The organism is Pedobacter immunditicola (genome assembly GCF_037482985.1).
Lineage (GTDB): Bacteria > Bacteroidota > Bacteroidia > Sphingobacteriales > Sphingobacteriaceae > Pedobacter > Pedobacter immunditicola.
Genome location: NZ_JBBHKC010000022.1, coordinates 1 through 1,163, shown reverse-complemented (window position 1 = coordinate 1,163; position 1,163 = coordinate 1). Strand labels below are relative to the sequence as shown.

At 47.1% G+C, this 1,163-nt stretch carries 2 protein-coding genes; both read left to right on the top strand.

Going from position 1 to position 1,163, the window contains the following annotated elements:
- Positions 1-40 precede the first annotated feature (40 nt).
- Positions 41-589, top strand: a complete 549-nt coding sequence (locus tag WG905_RS19485) for a transposase (protein ID WP_339593436.1) — start codon at positions 41-43, stop codon at positions 587-589.
- Positions 586-1,163: DDE-type integrase/transposase/recombinase (locus WG905_RS19480; RefSeq protein ID WP_339593435.1), on the top strand; the 578-nt coding region annotated here is incomplete at its 3' end. The genes WG905_RS19485 and WG905_RS19480, both read left to right, overlap by 4 nt.

The window sequence follows — 1,163 nt, the reverse complement described above, 5'->3', positions numbered from 1 at the left end:
TGACCATTCCTGAAAAAGCTATACACAATAAACTAAGTGTATGGAAACTAAAGAAGTAATACAGGCCCTTACAGAATGTAAACCTGTAGCCCATTTTTATGATCTTCGGTTGATCAAAGAAATCGTACAGGCGGTAGAAGACGGGACGCCTCGATTCGAATTGTGTGAGCGCTATGGCTGCTCCAAGGCCACGCTTGTTCGCTGGGTAAGTAAATACGGCTCAGAAGTCTGTCAGGAGCGCAAACGCAAGGTGTATAAGCGCTCCGAAAAGCGTTCGGTTTTACGAGCGGTTGCCTGTGGGATGAGCATCAGGGAGGCCAGGATCAGTTTCGGGATCGCAAATAATGCAATTATTTACGCCTGGATGAAGGAAGAAAAAAAGGAAAATGACGATCTTAGTCTGGTTAATTCTCCTGCTATGGCTAAGGACGTCAAAAACACGGACAGCGATGAAGTAAAGGCCCTGAAAAAGGCCCTGGCTTTTGAACAGCTTAGAAACAAGGCTTTAAATACCTTGATCGATATTGCCGAAGAGCAATTTAAAGTTGATATCAGAAAAAAGGATGGTGCCAGGCAGTCACCAAAATGAAACAAGACTATCCCAAACAAGGGATCGGGAACTTGTGCAGACTGTTTGGCAAAAGCAGACATGCTTATTATGATCACCAGTGGCGTTTCCAGGACCAGGGGCTCAAGGATGATATCGTGCTGCAACACATCTTGGCGATCCGAAAAAATCTCCCCGGTACTGGCACTCTAAAGCTTCAGGAAATGCTCAGGGAACCACTGTGGAGCCATAAAATCAGGGCAGCAAGAGATTACCTCTATGATTTGATGCGGGAACACCACCTTGACCTCCGGCGACGAAAAAGAAAAGCCATTACCACCGATTCCCGGCACTGGATGCATAAATACAATAACCTGATCAGGGAAATGGAGATTAATCGCCCCGAGCAGGTTTGGGTGAGCGATATCACTTACATCCGCCTGATCAATCAATGGGGTTACCTGAGCCTGGTGACTGATGCTTATTCCCATAAAATCATGGGCTACAGCTTCTGCAGGAACCTTTGTGCCCAAGGCTGCATGGACGCCCTGCAAATGGCTACCAATGCCCGCCTGTATCCGCAGCAAAAGCTGATTCACCATTCTGACAGGGGCTC